The following is a 17,318-nucleotide window of genomic DNA, read 5'->3' as shown; positions in this document are numbered from 1 at the left end:
GCGATGACGCCACTCGCCGCCAAGCGCCCGCTGCAGCTGAACGACCAAGGCCAGCTGCGCCATTTCCTCTCACTCGACGGCCTGCCCCGCGAGCTGTTGACCGAAATCCTCGACACCGCCGACTCCTTCCTCGAGGTCGGTGCGCGCGCGGTGAAGAAGGTGCCGCTGCTGCGCGGCAAGACCGTGTGCAACGTGTTCTTCGAGAACTCCACGCGCACCCGCACCACCTTCGAACTGGCGGCCCAACGGCTGTCGGCCGACGTCATCAGCCTCAACGTGTCGACCAGCTCCACCAGCAAGGGCGAGACCCTGTTCGACACCCTGCGCAACCTCGAGGCCATGGCCGCCGACATCTTCGTCGTGCGTCATGCCGACTCCGGCGCCGCGCACTTCATCGCCGAGCACGTCTGCCCGAACCTGGCGATCATCAACGGCGGCGACGGCCGCCACGCCCACCCGACCCAGGGCATGCTCGACATGCTCACCATCCGCCGGCACAAGGGCGACTTCGAGAATCTGTCGGTGGCCATAGTCGGCGACATCCTGCACTCGCGGGTAGCGCGCTCGAACATGCTGGCACTGAAGACCCTGGGCTGCCCGGACATCCGCGTGATCGCGCCGAAGACCCTGCTGCCCATCGGCCTCGAACAAAGCTACGGCGTGCGCGTGTTCAGCGACGCCAACGAGGGCCTCAAGGACGTCGACGTGGTGATCATGCTGCGCCTGCAGCGCGAGCGCATGCAGGGTGGCCTGCTGCCCAGCGAAGGCGAGTTCTACCGCCTGTTCGGCCTCAGCGAGCAGCGCCTGGCGCTGGCCAAGCCCGACGCCCTGGTGATGCACCCGGGGCCGATAAACCGCGGCGTGGAGATCGAGTCGGCGGTGGCCGACGGCCCGCAGTCGGTGATCCTCAACCAGGTCACCTACGGCATCGCCATCCGCATGGCCGTGCTGTCGATGGCCATGAGCGGGCAGAACGCCCAACGTCAACTCAATGCCGAGGAGGCCAACTGATGCGCACCGCAATCCTCGGCGCCCGCGTGATCGATCCCAGCAGCGGCCTGGATCGGGTCGCCGATCTCTATCTCGACGGCGGCAAGCTGGTCGCCATCGACCAGGCGCCGGCCGGCTTCATCGCCGAGCAGACGCTCGCCGCCCAGGGCCTGATCGCCGCCCCCGGCCTGGTCGACCTGTCGGTGGCCCTGCGCGAACCGGGCTACAGCCGCAAGGGCAGCATCGCCAGCGAAACCCTGGCCGCCGCGGCCGGCGGCGTCACCAGCCTGTGCTGCCCGCCGATCACCCGCCCGGTGCTAGACACCCCGGCGGTGGCCGAGTTGATTCTCGACCGCGCCCGTGAGGCCGGCCACACCAAGGTCTTCCCCATCGGCGCGCTGAGCAAGAACCTCGCCGGCGAGCAGCTTGCAGAACTCGTCGCGCTGCGCGATGCCGGCTGCGTCGCCTTCGGCAACGGCCTGGACAACTTCCGCAGCAGCCGCACCTTGCGCCGCGCGCTGGAATACGCGGCCACCTTCGACCTGCAGGTGATCTTCCACTCGCAGGACGCCGATCTGGCCGAAGGCGGCCTGGCCCATGAAGGCCCGACCGCCAGCTTCCTCGGCCTGGCCGGCATCCCGGAAACCGCCGAGACCGTGGCCCTGGCCCGTGACCTGCTGCTGGTGGAACAGAGTGGCGTGCGCGCACACTTCAGCCAGATCACCAGCGCCCGCGGCGCCGAGCTGATCGCCGCCGCCCAGGCGCGCGGTTTGCCGGTGACCGCGGACGTGGCGCTGTACCAGCTGATCCTCACCGACGAGGCGCTGATCGACTTCTCCAGCCTCTACCACGTGCAGCCGCCGCTGCGCTCGCGGGCCGACCGCGACGGCCTGCGCGAGGCGGTGAAGGCCGGGGTGATCGCCGCCATCGCCAGCCACCACCAGCCGCACGAGCGCGACGCCAAGCTGGCGCCCTTCGCCGCCACCGAGCCGGGCATCAGCAGCGTGCAGCTGCTGCTGCCGCTGGCCCTGAGCCTGGTGCAGGACGGCCTGCTGGACCTGCCGACGCTGCTGGCGCGTCTGTCCAGCGGCCCGGCCGACGCGCTGCGCCTGCCGGCCGGTCGTCTGGCCGTCGGCGCCGCAGCCGACCTGGTGCTGTTCGATCCGCAGGCCTCCACCCTGGCCGGCGAACGCTGGTACTCCAAGGGCGGCAACTGCCCCTTTATCGACCATTGCCTGCCCGGCGCGGTGCGCTACACCCTGGTGGATGGTCATATCAGCTACCAGGCCTGATGCGACCAGCAGTGCACGAGCCCGCCATCCGGCGGGCTTGTTGTTAGTGCGCATCCACCTGGAAAACCCTTGCTGCGCGCGGCGCCCCCCCCGGATCCGCCCCTGGGATTAACGACGCCCACGACGAGCTGTCCTGCCCGCGGCATGCTTTTCGCTCGCCACGACATTGGTCGGATGAGTGACTCGACGGTCATGATCCACGTCAGGATAGGCAGCCGAATCTTTGCATACGCCACCGCTTTGGGATCCGCGCCCGCGCCGCAAGGCGCCGGCTCGGCGTCGCGCTGGCCCAGTTCAGGAGCTTTTGAGTTATGTCGCGCTTACCTGTGATCGTGGGTTTTGGGGGGTACAACGCAGCCGGGCGCAGCTCCTTCCACCATGGCTTTCGCCGCACCGTGATCGAGACCCTGGACGCCCGCGCGCGCCAGGAGACGCTGGCCGGGCTGGCGCAGATGATGAAGCTGGTGCGCGTGGTCGACGGCCAGTACCGCGATCAGGACGGCCAGCCGCTAAGCCTGGGGGAAATCGAGAGCCGCTACGCCGAGCAGATTCTCGCCGGCACCCTGGTGCGCCGCATCGAGAAGCAGCATCTCGACCCGGACGCCGCCCACTGGCAGAAGAGCATCGGCCTGGCCCCCGGCCATAGCGGCAGCCTCAGCTTCCTCACCCTGCGCAAGCAGCTGCCCGAACCGCTGCCGGCCAACTGGTCGGTGCAGGAGCTCAATGCCAGCGAGGTGCAGGTCACCCTGCACGACAGCTGCGAGTTCAAGGTCGACAGCTACCGCCCGCTGGCGGTGAAGTCCGCCGGCCAGCTGCCCACCGGCTTCGAACCGAGCGAGCTGTACAACTCGCGCTTCCACCCGCGCGGCCTGGCCATGACCGTGGTCGGCGTCACCGACGCGCTGCGCTCGGTGGGCATCGACTGGCAGCGCATCGTCCAGCATGTGGCGCCGGACGAGATCGCCGTGTTCGCCAGCTGCATCATGAGCCAGCTCGACGAGAACGGCTTCGGCGGCATGATGCAGTCGCGCCTGAAAGGCGGCCGGGTCACCGCCAAGCAGCTGGCCCTGGGCCTGAACACCATGCCGGCCGACTTCATCAACGCCTACGTGCTCGGCAGCGTCGGCACCACCGGCAGCATCACCGGCGCCTGCGCCACCTTCCTCTACAACCTGCAGAAGGGCATCGAGCAGATCGCCTCGGGCAAGGCGCGCGTGGTCATCGTCGGCAGCAGCGAGGCGCCGATCAACCAGGAGTGCATCGAGGGCTACGGCGCCATGGGCGCGCTGGCCACCGAGGAAGGCCTGCGTCAGATCGAGGGCAAGCAGGATGTCGACTTCCGCCGCGCCAGCCGCCCGTTCGGCGACAACTGCGGCTTCACCCTGGCCGAGGCCTGCCAGTTCGTGGTGCTGATGGACGACGAGCTGGCCCTGGAGCTGGGCGCCGACATCCACGGCGCGGTGCCGGACGTGTTCATCAACGCCGACGGCTTCAAGAAATCCATCTCCGCCCCCGGTCCCGGCAACTACCTGACCGTGGCCAAGGCCGTGGCCAGCGCCGTGCAGCTGCTCGGCCTGGACGCCGTGCGCAGTCGCAGCTTCGTCCACGCCCACGGCTCCAGCACCCCGGCCAACCGGGTCACCGAGTCGGAGATTCTCGACCGCGTCGCCAGCGCCTTCGGCATCGAGCAGTGGCCGATCACCGCGGTCAAGGCCTTCGTCGGCCATTCCCTGGCCACCGCCAGCGGCGACCAGGTGATCGCCGCCCTCGGCGCCTTCAAGTACGGCATCCTGCCCGGCCTGAAGACCATCGACGCGGTGGCCGGCGACGTGCACCAGCAGCACCTGAGCCTGTCCACCGTCGATCGGAAGCTGGGTGAGCAGGCAATGGACGTGGCCTTTATCAACTCCAAGGGCTTCGGCGGCAACAACGCCAGCGCCCTGGTGCTGGCCCCGCACGTGGTCGAGCGCATGCTGCGCAAGCGCCACGGCCAGGCCGCCTTCGACGCCTACCTGGCCCGCCGCGAAGCCACCCGCACCGCGGCCGCGGCCTACGATAGCCAGGCGCTGCTGGGCCAATTGAACATCATCTACAACTTCGGCAACGACATGATCGACGACCAGGCGATCTCCATCACCACCGAAGAAGTGAAGGTGCCCGGCTTCGACCAGCCGCTGGTGTTCAAGAAGGACGAGCGCTACCGCGATATGCTCGATTGAGCGTGTGGCGCTGTGGGAGGGGCTTCAGCCGCGACAATCGCCACTGAAGCCCCTCCCGCTGGTTTTATGCCAACCCGCGCGCCAGCTCGATCAGCTCGCCACGCCACTCGGCGGCGGCCGGCAAGGCTAGGAACGACGGATTGAGAAAGGATTCGCGCGCCTGGTAAGCCAGCGGCGCGCCGGCCAGATCCAGCACTTCGCCGCCCGCCCCTTCCAGCACGCCCTGCGCCGCCGCGGTGTCCCACTGCGAAGTGGGCGCCAGGCGCGGGTAGCAGTCGGCATTGCCCTCGGCCAGCAGGCAGAATTTCAGCGAACTGCCGATATTGGCCAGCGCCGGCTCGCCGAAGCGCGCGGCCAGGCCGCCGAGCAGGCGCTCCTGGGCCGGGCTCGAATGGCGCTTGCTGGCCACCAGGGTAAAGCCCTGCGCCGGCGCCAGACGCACGCCGATCGGCTGCTCGCCACCCGGCACTTCGCTGCGCCAGGCACCCAGACCAGCGCCACCGTAATAGCAGCGCCCATTGGCCGGAATGCCGACCACGCCGAACACAACGCGGCCGTGCTCGATCAGCGCGACATTGACGGTAAATTCTTCCGACCCGGCGATAAATTCCTTGGTGCCATCGAGCGGGTCGACCAGCCACCAGCGCGTCCAGCCGGCGCGCTCGGCCAGGGGAATGTCGGCGGCCTCCTCGGACAGCACCGGCACCGCCGGTGCCAGCGCGCGCAGGCCATCGAGCAGGATATGGTGGGCAGCCAGGTCGGCGGCGGTGACCGGCGAGGCATCGGCCTTCTCCGTCACCGCCACGTCGCTGCGCCAGTACGGCAGGGTCGCCGCGCCGGCGGCGCGTACCAGTTCGATCACCTGGGGAATATAGGGATGACTCACTGCACGAACTCCCCACGCTGACTCAGCAGGTCGCGCACCAGGTACAGCGCGGCCAGGGCGCGGCCCTCGCTGAACTGGGCGTGCTGGGCCAGGCTGGACAGCTCGCGCAGGTTGATCCGGTCGACCCGCATCGGCTCCGGCTCGTCGCCCGGCAGGCGCTCCTCGTACAGGTCGCGCGCCAGCACCACCTGGATCTTCTGGCTCATATAGCCCGGCGACAGGCTCAGCTCGGTGATGTATTCCAGCTCGTGCGCCCCAAAACCCGCCTCCTCCTTGAGTTCGCGGTTGGCCGCCACCAGCACGTCTTCGCCCGGCTCGATCAGGCCCTTGGGCAGCGACAGCTGGTAGTCGTCGGTGCCACCGCAGTATTCCTCGACCAGCACCGCATGCTCGGCATCGAGCATCGCCACCACCATCACCGCGCCGTAGCCGACGCCCTTGCCCACCAGACGCTCGTAGGTCCGCTCGACGCCATTGGAAAAGCGCAGCTGCAGCTCCTCGACGCGGAACAGGCGGCTGCTGGCGACTATTTCACGGGCGAGTACCGTGGGCTTCTGACGCATGGGACGACTCCTTGGCGTGACCTGGCGGGTTATCATACCGCGGCTTTTCCGATTATCCCCGGCGCAGATTGCACGTTCGCGACGCAGGCCGGCAGATTCACGACCTTCGAGCGCAAGACGTCCCCATGCTTCCACTGCCCTGGCACCAGATCGACACCGTCCTGCTGGATATGGACGGCACCCTGCTCGATCTGCACTTCGACAACCACTTCTGGCTCAAGCACCTGCCGCAGCGCTACGCCGAGCACCACGGCCTCAGCCTGGCGCTGGCCGAGGCCGAGCTACTGCCACTGTTTCGCCAGCACGCCGGCACGCTGAACTGGTACTGCACGGATTTCTGGAGCCGCGAGCTGAACCTCTCGATCCGCGATCTCAAGCGCGAGGTGGCCGATCTGATCGCTCTGCGTCCGGATGCCGAGCTGTTCCTGCGCGCCCTGCGCGAGGCCGGCAAGCGCGTGGTGCTGATCACCAACGCGCACCGCGACTCGCTGTCGCTGAAGCTCGAACGCGTGGAGCTGGCGCCCTGGTTCGAGCGGCTGATCAGCTCCCACGACTACGGCTTTCCCAAGGAGGACCAGCAGTTCTGGTTCGCCCTGCGCCAGGACGTCGAGTTCGACCCGGCGCGCAGCCTGTTCATCGACGACAGTCTGCCAATCCTGCGCAGCGCCGGACGCTTCGGCGTCGCCCAGCTGCTCGCCGTACGCCAGCCGGACAGCCAGGCCGGTCCCAAGGACACCGAGGAGTTCGCCGCGGTGGAGGATTATCGGGCGCTGTTGCAGGGGCTAGCCGGGATGCGCTTGTCGTAGGCGCCGGCTGACCGCCCCCTGCAGGGGAGGCGTGTTTATTCGGGAATGCGCAATACCTGCCCCGGATAGATCTTGTCCGGGTGGCCGAGCATCGGTTTGTTGGCCTCGAAGATCTTCATATAGGCATTGGCGTTGCCGTATTCGATCTTGGCGATGGCGCTCAGGGTGTCGCCCTTCTTCACCGTGACGAAGCGCGCCGCCAGCGCCGGCGTGGCGACGCCGATCTGGTCGTCCACCTCGCCGACCCCGGCGACGTTGCCCAGGACCAGGAGGATCTTCTCCTTCTCTTCCTGGCTGGCCACCTCGCCGCGGGCGGTTACCTTGTCGCCCTCGACGCTGACCTCGATATTCGGATTGCCCAGGCCGACCTTGGCCACGTGCTCCTTGAGCGATTCGGCGGCCTGCGCCTCCTGACCCACCAGCGACTCCCACAGCTTGACCCCGGCTTCTTTGACAAAGGCGAAGATACTCATGGCGATTCCTCTCGTGCCTTGTGGATGGCCGGGCAGGCAGCGCCCGGAAGCGCAAGTCTAGATGCTGCAGGGCGGGTGGGCGTGCCGTTGGTCTCAGAGTGGCGCCGGGCTGTAGACCCTCGGCGCGCTATGGTGCGGCAGGTGGATCAGGTTGAGGCGGTGCTGGCGCGCCCAGCGCACGCACAGGTCGGTGGGCGCGGAGAGGCTGACCAGGCTGGCGAAGCCGGCGCGCACCGCCTTGTGGATCAGCTCCAGGCTGCAGCGGCTGGTGACCACGGCGAAACCGCGGCGGCCGTCGCGGCCCTCGCGGCGCAGCGCGCCGATCAGCTTGTCCAGGGCGTTGTGGCGGCCGATATCCTCGCGGCACAGGACGATCTCGCCCTGCTCGTCGACGAACAGCGCGGCGTGCAGCGCGCCGCTGTGGCGCGCCAGGCGCTGCACCGCAGCGATGCGTGCGCGCAGCTCATGCAGGTGCGCGGCCGGCGGCAGGGGGCTGTCGGCCAGCTCGGTCAGTTGCGGCAGCGCCTGCTCCAGCGCCGCCACCCCGCACAGGCCGCAGCCGCTGGTGCCGGCCAGACTGCGCCGCTGCTGCTTGAGCGCCCAGAAGGCGCGGTTGGCGATCTGCACCTCGGCGTGGAAGGCCTCGCCCTGACGGCCGATCTGGATGTCGTAGATTTCCTCGACGCCCTCGACCAGCGCGCCGCTCAGGCTGAAGCCGACCACGAAATCCTCCAACGCGCTGGGCGAGACCATCATCACCGCATGGCTGATGCCGTTGTAGGCGATGGCCAGGGCGCATTCCTCGGCCAGCACCGCATGACCGCTGCGCGCCGCCTGGTCCAGCTCGACATAGGCGTAGCCGTCCCGCGCCGGGTGGGCGGTGCGATCATCGGCGAGCGGGTCGGCGGTACGGCGTGACATGGGATGCTGGCTCCTCGCGAGGATCGTAGGGTGGATCACGCTTTACCGATCCACCGTGGTGCCGCAATGGTGGATGAAAAGAGCGTCATCCACCCTACGCCGAACCGAGACTTTAGGTTATCCGACACTTGCAGCTGTCTGGTGCGCACAGCCTGGGCGGCCCCGCGACACCCTACAGGGCTCGCGCGGCCTGCGGCTCGATCTGCCCGCGCAAATCGCGCAGCACCTGCAGCACGAACTCGCTCAGGCCCTCACCGCCGCTGGCGTCCAGGTGAGCGTAGAGCGCCGTGCGCATCTGCGGGTCCCACTGCCGCTTGAGGTGCTGGGCATACTCCGTGCGCGCCTGGGCGGGATCGGGCTGGGAGGCGAAGAAGGCGCCGATCTGGTTGGCCATCTTGATCAGTTGCGTGGCGTTCATGCCCATCGAAAAGTCCCCCTGGGTAGGATGGGTCGGGCCGCGTAGGTCGAGCGCAGCGATAGCCAGGCCGCCGGGCAGGTGCCCCGCACGCCGGTCATAGCTGCACCACCTTGATCTGCGGCAGCAGGTTGACCTGCTCGCGGGTGAAGGTATCGAACTCCTGCTGCCAGTCTGATGGCGCCTCGACCTTGCGCACCTGTACCGCGGTGACCTTGTACTCCGGGCAGTTGGTGGCCCAGTCGGAGTTGTCGGTGGTGATCACGTTGGCGCCGGATTCCGGGTGGTGGAAGGTGGTGTACACCACCCCCGGCTGCATGCGCTCGGTGACCCTGGCGCGCAGCACCGTCTCGCCGGCGCGGCTGTCGATGCCGACCCAGTCGCCGTCCTTGATGCCGCGGTCCTCGGCGTCCACCGGGTGCAGTTCCAGCACGTCCTCGGGGTGCCAGGCCGTGTTGGCGGTGCGCCGGGTCTGCGCGCCGACGTTGTACTGCGAGAGGATGCGCCCAGTGGTCAGCACCAGCGGCCGCTTGCGCGAGGTGCGCTCGTCGGTGGGGATGTACTCGGTGACCATGAAGCGCCCCTTACCACGCACGAAGGCGTCCTCGTGCATGATCGGCGTGCCTTGCGGCGCCTCGTCGTTGCACGGCCACTGGATGCTGCCCAGGCGCTCGAGCTTGGCATAGCTGACGCCGCTGAAGGTCGGCGTCAGCGCGGCGATCTCGTCCATGATCTCGGACGGATGGCGGTAGTGCATCGGGTAGCCGAGGGCGTTGGACAGCGCCACTGTCACTTCCCAGTCTTCCTTGCCGGCCAGCGCCGGCATCACCTTGCGCACCGGCGAGATACGCCGCTCGGCGTTGGTGAAGGTGCCGTTCTTCTCCAGGAAAGAGGCTCCGGGCAGGAACACGTGGGCGTACTTGGCGGTTTCGTTGAGGAACAGGTCCTGCACCACCACGCACTCCATGGCCTTGAGCGCATCGGTGACGTGCTGGGTGTCGGGGTCGGACTGCGCCGGGTCCTCGCCCTGGATGTAAATGCCCTTGAAGGTGCCGGCATGGGCCGCGGCGAACATGTTGGGGATGCGCAGGCCCGGCTCGTCGAGCAGCTTGACGCCCCAGGCCGCCTCGAACTGCGGCCGCGCCACCGGGTCGGAGACGTGGCGGTAGCCCGGCAGTTCGTGGGGGAAGGAACCCATGTCGCAGGAGCCCTGCACGTTGTTCTGTCCGCGCAGCGGGTTCACCCCCACCCCGGGCCGGCCGATATTGCCGGTGGCCATGGCCAGGTTGGCGATCGCCATCACGGTGGACGAGCCCTGGCTGTGCTCGGTGACGCCCAGGCCGTAGTAGATCGCCGCGTTGCCGCCGCTGGCATACAGGCGGGCGGCGGCGCGCACCGAGGCGGCCGGCACGCCGGTCAGGGCTTCCATGGCCTCGGGGCTGTTGCGCGGTTCGCTGACGAAGGCGCGCCACTGTGCGAAGGCTTCGGCCTCGCAGCGCTCGGCGACGAAGGCCTCGTTGATCAGGCCCTCGGTGGCGATCACGTGGCCCAGGCTATTGAGCAGGGCGACGTTGCTGCCCGGACGCAGCTGCAGGTGATGCTCGGCCTTGATGTGCGGGCTGCGCACCAGGTCGATGCCGCGCGGGTCGGCGACGATCAGCTTGGCACCCTCGCGCAGACGGCGCTTGAGCTGCGAGCCGAATACCGGGTGGCCGTCGGTGGGGTTGGCGCCGATCACCAGCACCACGTCGGCGGCCAGCACCGAGTCGAAGTCCTGGGTACCGGCGGACTCGCCGAGGGTCACCTTGAGGCCGTAGCCGGTCGGCGAATGGCAGACCCGCGCGCAGGTGTCGACGTTGTTGTTGCCGAAGGCGGCGCGCACCAGTTTCTGCACCAGGTAGGTTTCCTCGTTGGTGCAGCGCGAGGAGGTCAGCCCGCCGACCGCGTGGCTGCCGTACTGCGCCTGTATCTCCTTGAAGCGCCGGGCGGCATGGCCGATGGCCTCGTCCCAGCTCACCGGGCGCCAGGGCTCATGGATGCTGTCGCGGATCATCGGCGTCTTGATGCGGTCCGGGTGGGTGGCGTAACCCCAGGCGAAGCGGCCCTTGACGCAGGCGTGGCCGTGGTTGGCGTGGCCATTCTTGTTCGGCACCATGCGCACCACGGTGTTGCCCTTGACCTCGGCGTTGAACGAGCAGCCGACGCCGCAGTAGGCGCAGGTGGTGGTGACGCTGCGCTCGGCCTGGCCCAGCTCGATCACCGACTTTTCCATCAGCGTGGCGGTCGGGCAAGCGTTGACGCAGGCGCCGCAGGACACGCACTCGGAGTCGAGGAAGTCCTCGTCCTGGCCGGCAGCCACGCGCGAATCGAAGCCACGGCCGTCGATGGTCAGGGCGAAGGTGCCCTGCACTTCCTCGCAGGCGCGCACGCAGCGGTTGCAGACGATGCACTTGGCCGGGTCGTAGCTGAAATAGGGGTTGGACTCGTCCTTGGCCTCGGCCAGGTGGGTCTTCACCGGGTCGTAGCGCACCTCGCGCAGGCCGACCACGCCGGCCATGTCCTGCAGCTCGCAGTTGCCGTTGGCCGAGCAGGTCAGGCAGTCCAGCGGGTGGTCGGAGATGTACAGCTCCATGGTGCCGCGACGCAGTTCGGCCAGTTTCGGGCTCTGCGTGCGCACCACCATGCCCGCCTCCACCGGGGTGGTGCAGGACGCCGGGAAGCCGCGGCGGCCTTCGATTTCCACCATGCACAGGCGGCACGAGCCGAAGGGTTCCAGGCTGTCGCTGGCGCACAGCTTGGGCACGGCGATGCCGGCCTCCTGGGCCGCGCGCATCAGCGAGGTGCCGGCCGGCACGGTGATGGCGTTGCCGTCGATTTCCAGGGTTACCGGAGCACCGCTGCGAGCAGGGGTGCCATAGTCGAGTTCACGATACAGGGCCATGGGGACGCCTCCGGATCAGCGGGCTTCGGCGGCGTCTTGCGCCATGCCGAAGTCCTCGGGAAAGTGGTTGATGGCGCTCATCACCGGATAGGGGGTCATGCCGCCAAGGGCGCAGAGCGAGGCGCCGAGCATGGTGTCGCAGAGGCTCTTGAGCAGCTCGATGCGCCCCGGCTGCGGGCCTTCGGAGCGAGCGACTATGATCTGCGCCAGCAGCTCCTCGCCGCGGGTCGAGCCGATGCGGCAGGGCGTGCACTTGCCGCAGGACTCCACCGCGCAGAACTCCATGGCGTAACGGGCCATGTCGGCCATGTCGACGCTGTCGTCGAATACCACGATGCCGCCGTGGCCGAGCACCGCGCCGAGGGCGGCGAAGGCCTCGTAGTCCAGCGGCGTGTCGAACTGCGACTCGGGCAGGTAGGCGCCGAGCGGGCCGCCGACCTGCACAGCGCGGATCGGCCGGCCGCTGGCCGAACCGCCGCCGTACTCGTAGAGCAGCTCGCGCAGGGTGATGCCGAAGGCCTTCTCGATCAGGCCGCCGCGGGCGATGTTGCCGGTCAGCTGGATCGGCAAGGTGCCGAGCGAGCGGCCCATGCCGTAGTCCCTGTAATAGGCGCCGCCCTTGTCGAGGATGATCGGCACCGAAGCCAGCGAGATCACGTTGTTGATCACCGTCGGCTGGCCGAACAGGCCCTCGATGGCCGGCAGCGGCGGCTTCGGCCGCACGGTGCCGCGCTTGCCCTCGATGCTTTCCAGCAGCGCGGTTTCCTCGCCGCAGATATAGGCGCCGGCGCCGCGGCGCAGCTCCAGGTGGAAGGCCTTGCCGCTGCCGAGCAGGTCGTCGCCCAGGTAGCCGGCGGCCGTGGCGCGGGCGATGGCCTCGAGCAGCACCGCCTCGGCGTGCGGGTATTCCGAGCGCAGGTAGATGTAGCCCTTGGTCGCCCCAACGGCCAGGCCGGCGATGCACATGCCCTCGATCAGCACGTAGGGGTCGTCTTCCATCACCATGCGGTCGGAAAAGGTGCCCGAGTCGCCTTCGTCGGCGTTGCAGACGATGTACTTCTGCTGGGCCTGGCAGCCGAGCACGGTGCGCCACTTGATGCCGGTGGGGAAGGCCGCGCCGCCACGGCCGCGCAGGCCGGACTCGGTGACCTCGGCGACTATCGCCTCGGGCGTCATGCCGAGGGCGCGCTTGAGGCCGCGGTAGCCGTCGTGGGCGAGGTAATCCTCCAGCGACAGCGGGTCGGTGATGCCGACGCGGGCGAAGGTCAGGCGCTCCTGGCGCTTGAGGTAGTCGATCTCCTCGGTCAGGCCCTGGCCCAGCGCATGCGCCTTGCCTTCGAGGAAACCGGCATCGAACAGGCCGGCGACGTCGCGCGCCTTGACCGGACCGTAGGCGACGCGGCCGGCCGGCGTGGCGACCTCGACCAGCGGTTCGAGCCAGAACAGCCCGCGCGAGCCGTTGCGCACCAGTTGTACCTCGATACCGCGCGCCGCAGCCTCGGCGACTATGGCCTGGGCCACCTTGTCGGCGCCCAGGCTGAGCGCGGTGGCGTCGCGCGGGACGAAGACCTTGATCGACTCGCTCATGCGCGTGCCTCCTGTTCGGCCAGCAGCGCCAGCAGTTCATCGGCATCGACACGGCCGTGCAGCTCGCCGTTGAGCATGGCGTTCGGCGCACAGGCGCAGTTGCCCAGGCAGTACACCGGCTCGAAGCTCAGGCTGCCGTCCGCGCGGGTCTCGCCCAGCGGCAGGCCGAGTTTCTCCTCGAGCTCGGCGGTCAGCGCCTTGACCCCCATCGACTGGCAGGCCTCGGCCTGGCACAGCTTGAGCACCTGACGACCGGGCGGCGTGGCGCGAAAATCGTGATAGAAGCTGACCACCCCGTGCACCTCGGCGCGCGACAGGCAGAGGTCCTCGGCGATCAGCGGCAGCAGCTCGGGCGGCACCGCGCCGAGGCGGTCCTGGATGTCGTGGAGGATCGGCAGCAGGGCGCCGGGCTGGCCGCGGTGGGCGGCCAGTACCTCGCGGGCGACGGCCTGGCACTGCTCGGGGGCAAAGCGCTGGGGAAGAACAGCCATATTCGATGCTCCAGCCGGCGGAGGTCGCCGGTACTGTCGGGGGAGATAATCCGCGCCAGTCACGGCTGCTGGTCGGCTTATCCCAAGCGAAGCCATTGGGCTCGCCATATATGAAGTAAAGTTCTTATACTCGGACGCAAAGCGCCCATGCACGGCAAACTAACATGGGAAATTGGCCACACAAATATGAAGCCTTGAACATATGATCCGTATCGATATCCAGCCGCGCTGGCGTTTCCACCAGCGCGACGGCAGCAGCCTCGACCCGCAGGGGCTGGAACTGCTGCAGGCGGTACACGACACCGGCAAGCTCACCGAGGCCGCCGCCCGCGTCGGCTATTCCTACCGCCATGCCTGGAACCTCTTGGGCAAGTGGCAGGCGTTCTTCGGCAGCCCGCTGATCGAGCTGGAACGCGGCAAGGGCGCGCGCCTGGCGCCGCTGGGGGAGAAACTGCTGTGGGCCGACCAGCGCATCCGCGCGCGGCTGTCGCCGCAGCTGGACAACCTGGCCGGCGAGCTGGAGCTGGAGCTGAACCGGGTGCTGCAGGCCAGCAACCCCGGCCTGCGCATCCATGCCAGCCACGGTTTCGCCGTGGCGGCGCTGCGCGAGTGGCTGGAGCGCGACCCCAGCTGGCAGTGGGAGGTGCAGTTTCGCAGCGGCAGCGAGGCGATCATCGCCCTGCATCGCCACGACTGCGAGGTGGCCGGCCTGCACGTGCCGGCCGGCCCGCTCGGCGCGCTGAGCATGGCCCGCATCCAGCCCTGGCTGCGCCCCGACCAGCGGGTGATCACCTTCGTCGTGCGCACCCAGGGGCTGATGCTCGCCCCCAGCAACCCGCACGGCGTGCGCGGCCTGGCGGACCTGGCGCGCGGCGAGCTGCGCTTCGTCAACCGCGAGCCCGGTTCGGGCACCCGCCTGCTGCTGCAGGACCTGCTGCAGCGCGCCGGCCTGGACAGCGCGGCGATCAGTGGTTTTCACAACGAGGAGTTCACCCACGCGGCGGTGGCCGCCTACGTCGCCAGCGGCATGGCCGACGCCGGCTTCGGCGTCGAGGCGGCGGCGCGCCGCTTCGGCCTGGATTTCATCCCCATGGCCCGCGAGCACTATTGCCTGCTGTGCCGCGAGGACAGCCTCGAGCTGCCGGCCATGACCGCCCTGCTGCGGGTGCTGCAGAACCCGGAGTTCCAGGCGCGCATCGGCCAACTGCCCGGCTACGCCCTCAGCCGCCCCGGCGAGGTGCTGCCGCTGACCCAGGCGCTGGAGCAGTGGGGCCGCGAGAGCCTGCTGTGAGCGCCACCCCTGCGCCCGTTTGGCGAAACCGTGAACCAGTTCCACAACCAGACCAGTGGCCGACGGGAGGTCGGGAACCCGGCATGGGCGCCGCAGGTCAATGGAGCAACTCTCGCCGCAAGGCGGCTCTGTCATCGAGGTGTTCATGAAGTCACTGCAACTGCTGTTCCTCTCCCTTAGCCTGACCAGTGGCGCCGCCCTGGCCGGCAATACCGAAGCCGGTATTGGCGGCGCTCTGGGTGGAGTGCTGGGCGCTGCGGTCGGCAAACAGGTCGGCGGCAATACCGGCGCGGCCATCGGCGCCGGTATCGGCGGCGCGGCCGGCAGCGCGGTCGGCGCGGATCGACGCAGCCGCACCGAAGCCGCCATCGGCGGCGCCCTGGGCGCGGCCGGCGGCAACGTGATCGGCCAGCAGGTCGGCGGCAACACCGGCGGCCTGGTCGGCGCGGCGGTGGGCGGCGGCGCCGGCGGCGCGCTGGGCAACCATATGGGCAACGCCAGCTACGATGATCGCCATTACCACCGCGACGACCGTCGTTACCGCCGCGACGTGCATCACCACCACTACCACGGCAAGCGGAAGCACAAGAAGCACTGGCATCGTCATCACTGACGAACGCTGAGCACCCAGGGCTCATGGCGACGGCCGAAGGCGACTTCGACCTGCACCTTGGGCCCTGTTTCGTCATGGCCCCGCGGCCAACCGCGAAACAGCTCGCGGTTGGCGCGGGGCAGGCTCAAGCGAGCGCCGTCCAGGCGGATACTGGCACCGTAATCCGCCTGCGCGCCGTGCCGATAGGGCTCGATCCGCCCGGACAGCAGCACCTGCCGTCGCCGATCCGGCCAGCGCCGACGCAGCGCCTCGGCATCTACGCCCGCATCCACCAGCATCAGCCGACTGGCCTGCTGCTCCTCGTATTGCAGCTGGCGGCGGTGTTCGTCGCGCTGGCGCTGCAGCTCCTGGTTGTCCGGCGCCGCCTGCAGGGCGCTTTCGGCGGCCTGCAGGGCCTGGCGCGCGCCGTCCAGCTGGCGGCGATAAGCCGGACCGTCCAACTCCAGCACCAGCCAGACCCTGCGCGGCAACTGACGGCTTAGCGGCCGCTCCAGGTCATCGGCGCTGAAGCCCAGTTCGTCCAGCTTGGCCGCGTCCAGCCAGGGCAGCCGCGCATTGCCGGCCGCATGGCGCCAGGTCAGCCGCAGACGCAGCCCGCTGTTCTCCTCGCCGCGCAACAGGGCATCGGACACCGGCTCCAGCTCGCGCGGGCTCAGCGTCAGGCGCGCCTCGGGCTCGCCGCTGCGGTTGTACCAGACGCCGCCGAGGGCGACCGCGTTGCTCAGCAGGATCAAGCCCAGGCCCAGCCACAGCGCGCGGTTCATGCCGCACCGTCCTGGGCGCTGCGCCGCCAGCGTTGCAGCAGCACCAGCAACAGCAGGGCGATCAGCCCGAGCAGGAGGAAGAACAGGTAGCGCGGCAGCAGCTGCCACCACCAGTCGAACAGCTTGGCGAACAGCATGAGCAGGGCGAAGACCAGGCCGCCGTTGACCACCTCGCCCCAGCCGCGGCGGATGCCGAGCCAGACCGCCAGGCCCGCCAGGACGAAGCCCAGCACCTGGTAGAAGGCCTCGACGCCACGCACCGGCCAGTCGAGGTAGCTGGTCTCGCCCCAGTAGGACAGCAGCAATACCGGGCCGAGCAGGTAAAGCAGGCCCAGCGCCCGGTAACAGGCGGCAAACCCCGGGTAGCGGCGCTGGTCGAGCCATTGCGGCAGCAACAGCAGCATCGCCAGCGGCATGAAGTGCTCCGGCCGCTGGCCCAGCGCCCACCAGTGCCAGCCAGCCCAGTCGCTCAGCCACGCGGCGACGAACAGCCCCAGGCACAGCAGCGCCGCCACCAGCAGCAGGCGCTGGCGCACCGAGTAGGCCAGCAGCAGGGCCAGCGCAGCCCAGGGCAGCAGGGCATTGGGCGAGGGGGTGATATTGAAGATCTGCCCGAGCAGCGTCAGGTTGAGCACGAAGCAGACGAAGGCCAGCACGGCCGCCAGTTTGGCGTAGTAACCCGAGGCGTCGCGGCGCTGCAGCCAGAAGCACAGCGCCAGGCTGCCGAGGCTGCTGCCGAGCAGGATGGCGACCTGGGCCGCGGCGTCGAACAGCCCCCAGAACTGGTAGAACAAAAAGAACAATCCGGCCGCCAGAGCCAGCGCGCCGAACAGCGAGGCCAGGCGCATGCCCAGCGACAGCTGGCGCGCGCGGACATCGGCGTCGATATCCAGGGTCTGCCGGTAATGCGTCAGCAATTGCCGATGATGGGCGGCGACCGCCTGTTCCTGCACCTCGCTCAGCTGCAGCACCTGCTCGCGACGCAGCTCGGCCAGCTCCTCGGCGAAGGCGGCGATGCGCGCGGCGCGTTGCTGCGCCTGCTCGCGCTCGAGATCGGACATGGACA

16 protein-coding genes are annotated in these 17,318 nt (G+C 68.9%); 6 read left to right on the top strand and 10 right to left on the bottom strand.

Annotation, left to right across the window (positions count from 1 at the left end):
- The first annotated feature begins 3 nt into the window (after window positions 1-3).
- The 3 genes from ACIGFL_RS00390 to ACIGFL_RS00380 all read left to right on the top strand — a co-directional run bounded on the left by ACIGFL_RS00390 (window position 4) and on the right by ACIGFL_RS00380 (window position 4,501).
- Window positions 4-1,011, top strand: a complete 1,008-nt coding sequence (locus tag ACIGFL_RS00390) for an aspartate carbamoyltransferase catalytic subunit (protein ID WP_021444027.1) — start codon at window positions 4-6, stop codon at window positions 1,009-1,011.
- On the top strand, window positions 1,011-2,282 hold the full coding sequence (locus ACIGFL_RS00385; protein ID WP_397495752.1) for a dihydroorotase: 1,272 nt from the start codon (window positions 1,011-1,013) through the stop codon (window positions 2,280-2,282). The genes ACIGFL_RS00390 and ACIGFL_RS00385 overlap by 1 nt, the downstream gene beginning before the upstream one ends.
- A 311-nt stretch (window positions 2,283-2,593) precedes the next feature.
- Window positions 2,594-4,501 (top strand): beta-ketoacyl synthase, encoded by a 1,908-nt coding sequence (locus ACIGFL_RS00380; RefSeq protein WP_397495751.1) that lies wholly within the window; start codon window positions 2,594-2,596, stop codon window positions 4,499-4,501.
- Window positions 4,502-4,565: 64 nt separating this feature from the next.
- Here the strand turns inward: ACIGFL_RS00380 and cysQ are convergent, their stop codons facing one another.
- Both cysQ and nudE read right to left on the bottom strand, forming a co-directional pair.
- Complete coding sequence (gene cysQ / locus ACIGFL_RS00375) at window positions 4,566-5,387, bottom strand: 3'(2'),5'-bisphosphate nucleotidase CysQ (RefSeq protein ID WP_397495750.1); 822 nt, start codon at window positions 5,385-5,387, stop codon at window positions 4,566-4,568.
- Window positions 5,384-5,950 (bottom strand): ADP compounds hydrolase NudE, encoded by a 567-nt coding sequence (gene nudE, locus ACIGFL_RS00370; RefSeq protein WP_021443835.1) that lies wholly within the window; start codon window positions 5,948-5,950, stop codon window positions 5,384-5,386. Before nudE ends, cysQ begins: the two co-directional genes overlap by 4 nt.
- Before the next feature lie 125 nt (window positions 5,951-6,075).
- Here nudE and yrfG point away from each other — a divergent pair, with 125 nt between their 5' ends.
- Window positions 6,076-6,756: a GMP/IMP nucleotidase gene (gene yrfG, locus ACIGFL_RS00365; protein ID WP_397495749.1), complete on the top strand. Its 681-nt coding sequence runs from the start codon at window positions 6,076-6,078 to the stop codon at window positions 6,754-6,756.
- Between the two features lie 35 nt (window positions 6,757-6,791).
- On the opposite strand, the gene lysM is transcribed toward yrfG, so the two are convergent.
- From lysM to ACIGFL_RS00335, 6 genes are all read right to left on the bottom strand, one after another.
- Complete coding sequence (lysM, locus tag ACIGFL_RS00360; RefSeq protein ID WP_397495748.1) at window positions 6,792-7,229, bottom strand: peptidoglycan-binding protein LysM; 438 nt, start codon at window positions 7,227-7,229, stop codon at window positions 6,792-6,794.
- 93 nt (window positions 7,230-7,322) lie between these two features.
- Window positions 7,323-8,150 (bottom strand): formate dehydrogenase accessory sulfurtransferase FdhD, encoded by an 828-nt coding sequence (gene fdhD / locus ACIGFL_RS00355; RefSeq protein ID WP_397495747.1) that lies wholly within the window; start codon window positions 8,148-8,150, stop codon window positions 7,323-7,325.
- Between the two features lie 172 nt (window positions 8,151-8,322).
- Window positions 8,323-8,568, bottom strand: a complete 246-nt coding sequence (locus tag ACIGFL_RS00350) for a formate dehydrogenase subunit delta (RefSeq protein WP_397495746.1) — start codon at window positions 8,566-8,568, stop codon at window positions 8,323-8,325.
- A 94-nt stretch (window positions 8,569-8,662) separates the two neighbouring features.
- Window positions 8,663-11,506: a formate dehydrogenase subunit alpha gene (fdhF, locus tag ACIGFL_RS00345; RefSeq protein ID WP_397495745.1), complete on the bottom strand. Its 2,844-nt coding sequence runs from the start codon at window positions 11,504-11,506 to the stop codon at window positions 8,663-8,665.
- A 15-nt stretch (window positions 11,507-11,521) separates the two neighbouring features.
- Complete coding sequence (locus ACIGFL_RS00340) at window positions 11,522-13,093, bottom strand: formate dehydrogenase beta subunit (RefSeq protein WP_397495744.1); 1,572 nt, start codon at window positions 13,091-13,093, stop codon at window positions 11,522-11,524.
- Window positions 13,090-13,584 (bottom strand): formate dehydrogenase subunit gamma, encoded by a 495-nt coding sequence (locus ACIGFL_RS00335; RefSeq protein WP_021443503.1) that lies wholly within the window; start codon window positions 13,582-13,584, stop codon window positions 13,090-13,092. Before ACIGFL_RS00335 ends, ACIGFL_RS00340 begins: the two co-directional genes overlap by 4 nt.
- A gap of 202 nt (window positions 13,585-13,786) precedes the next feature.
- Between ACIGFL_RS00335 and ACIGFL_RS00330 the strand changes: the two genes are divergently transcribed.
- The gene (locus tag ACIGFL_RS00330) at window positions 13,787-14,875 is read left to right on the top strand and encodes a substrate-binding domain-containing protein (protein WP_397495743.1); all 1,089 of its coding nucleotides are present in this window, start codon (window positions 13,787-13,789) and stop codon (window positions 14,873-14,875) included.
- A gap of 145 nt (window positions 14,876-15,020) precedes the next feature.
- Window positions 15,021-15,488: a glycine zipper domain-containing protein gene (locus ACIGFL_RS00325; protein ID WP_397495742.1), complete on the top strand. Its 468-nt coding sequence runs from the start codon at window positions 15,021-15,023 to the stop codon at window positions 15,486-15,488.
- On the opposite strand, the gene ACIGFL_RS00320 is transcribed toward ACIGFL_RS00325, so the two are convergent.
- Window positions 15,482-16,252, bottom strand: a complete 771-nt coding sequence (locus tag ACIGFL_RS00320) for a DUF4824 family protein (protein ID WP_397495741.1) — start codon at window positions 16,250-16,252, stop codon at window positions 15,482-15,484. The genes ACIGFL_RS00325 and ACIGFL_RS00320 overlap by 7 nt on opposite strands.
- Complete coding sequence (locus ACIGFL_RS00315) at window positions 16,249-17,313, bottom strand: DUF2157 domain-containing protein (protein ID WP_397495740.1); 1,065 nt, start codon at window positions 17,311-17,313, stop codon at window positions 16,249-16,251. The genes ACIGFL_RS00320 and ACIGFL_RS00315 overlap by 4 nt, the downstream gene beginning before the upstream one ends.
- Window positions 17,314-17,318 lie beyond the last annotated feature (5 nt).

This window comes from Pseudomonas sp. NPDC077649, assembly GCF_044542855.1.
Lineage (GTDB): Bacteria > Pseudomonadota > Gammaproteobacteria > Pseudomonadales > Pseudomonadaceae > Aquipseudomonas.
Note: the sequence above shows the minus strand (reverse complement) of the source record. Positions and strands in the feature narration are given on the sequence as shown.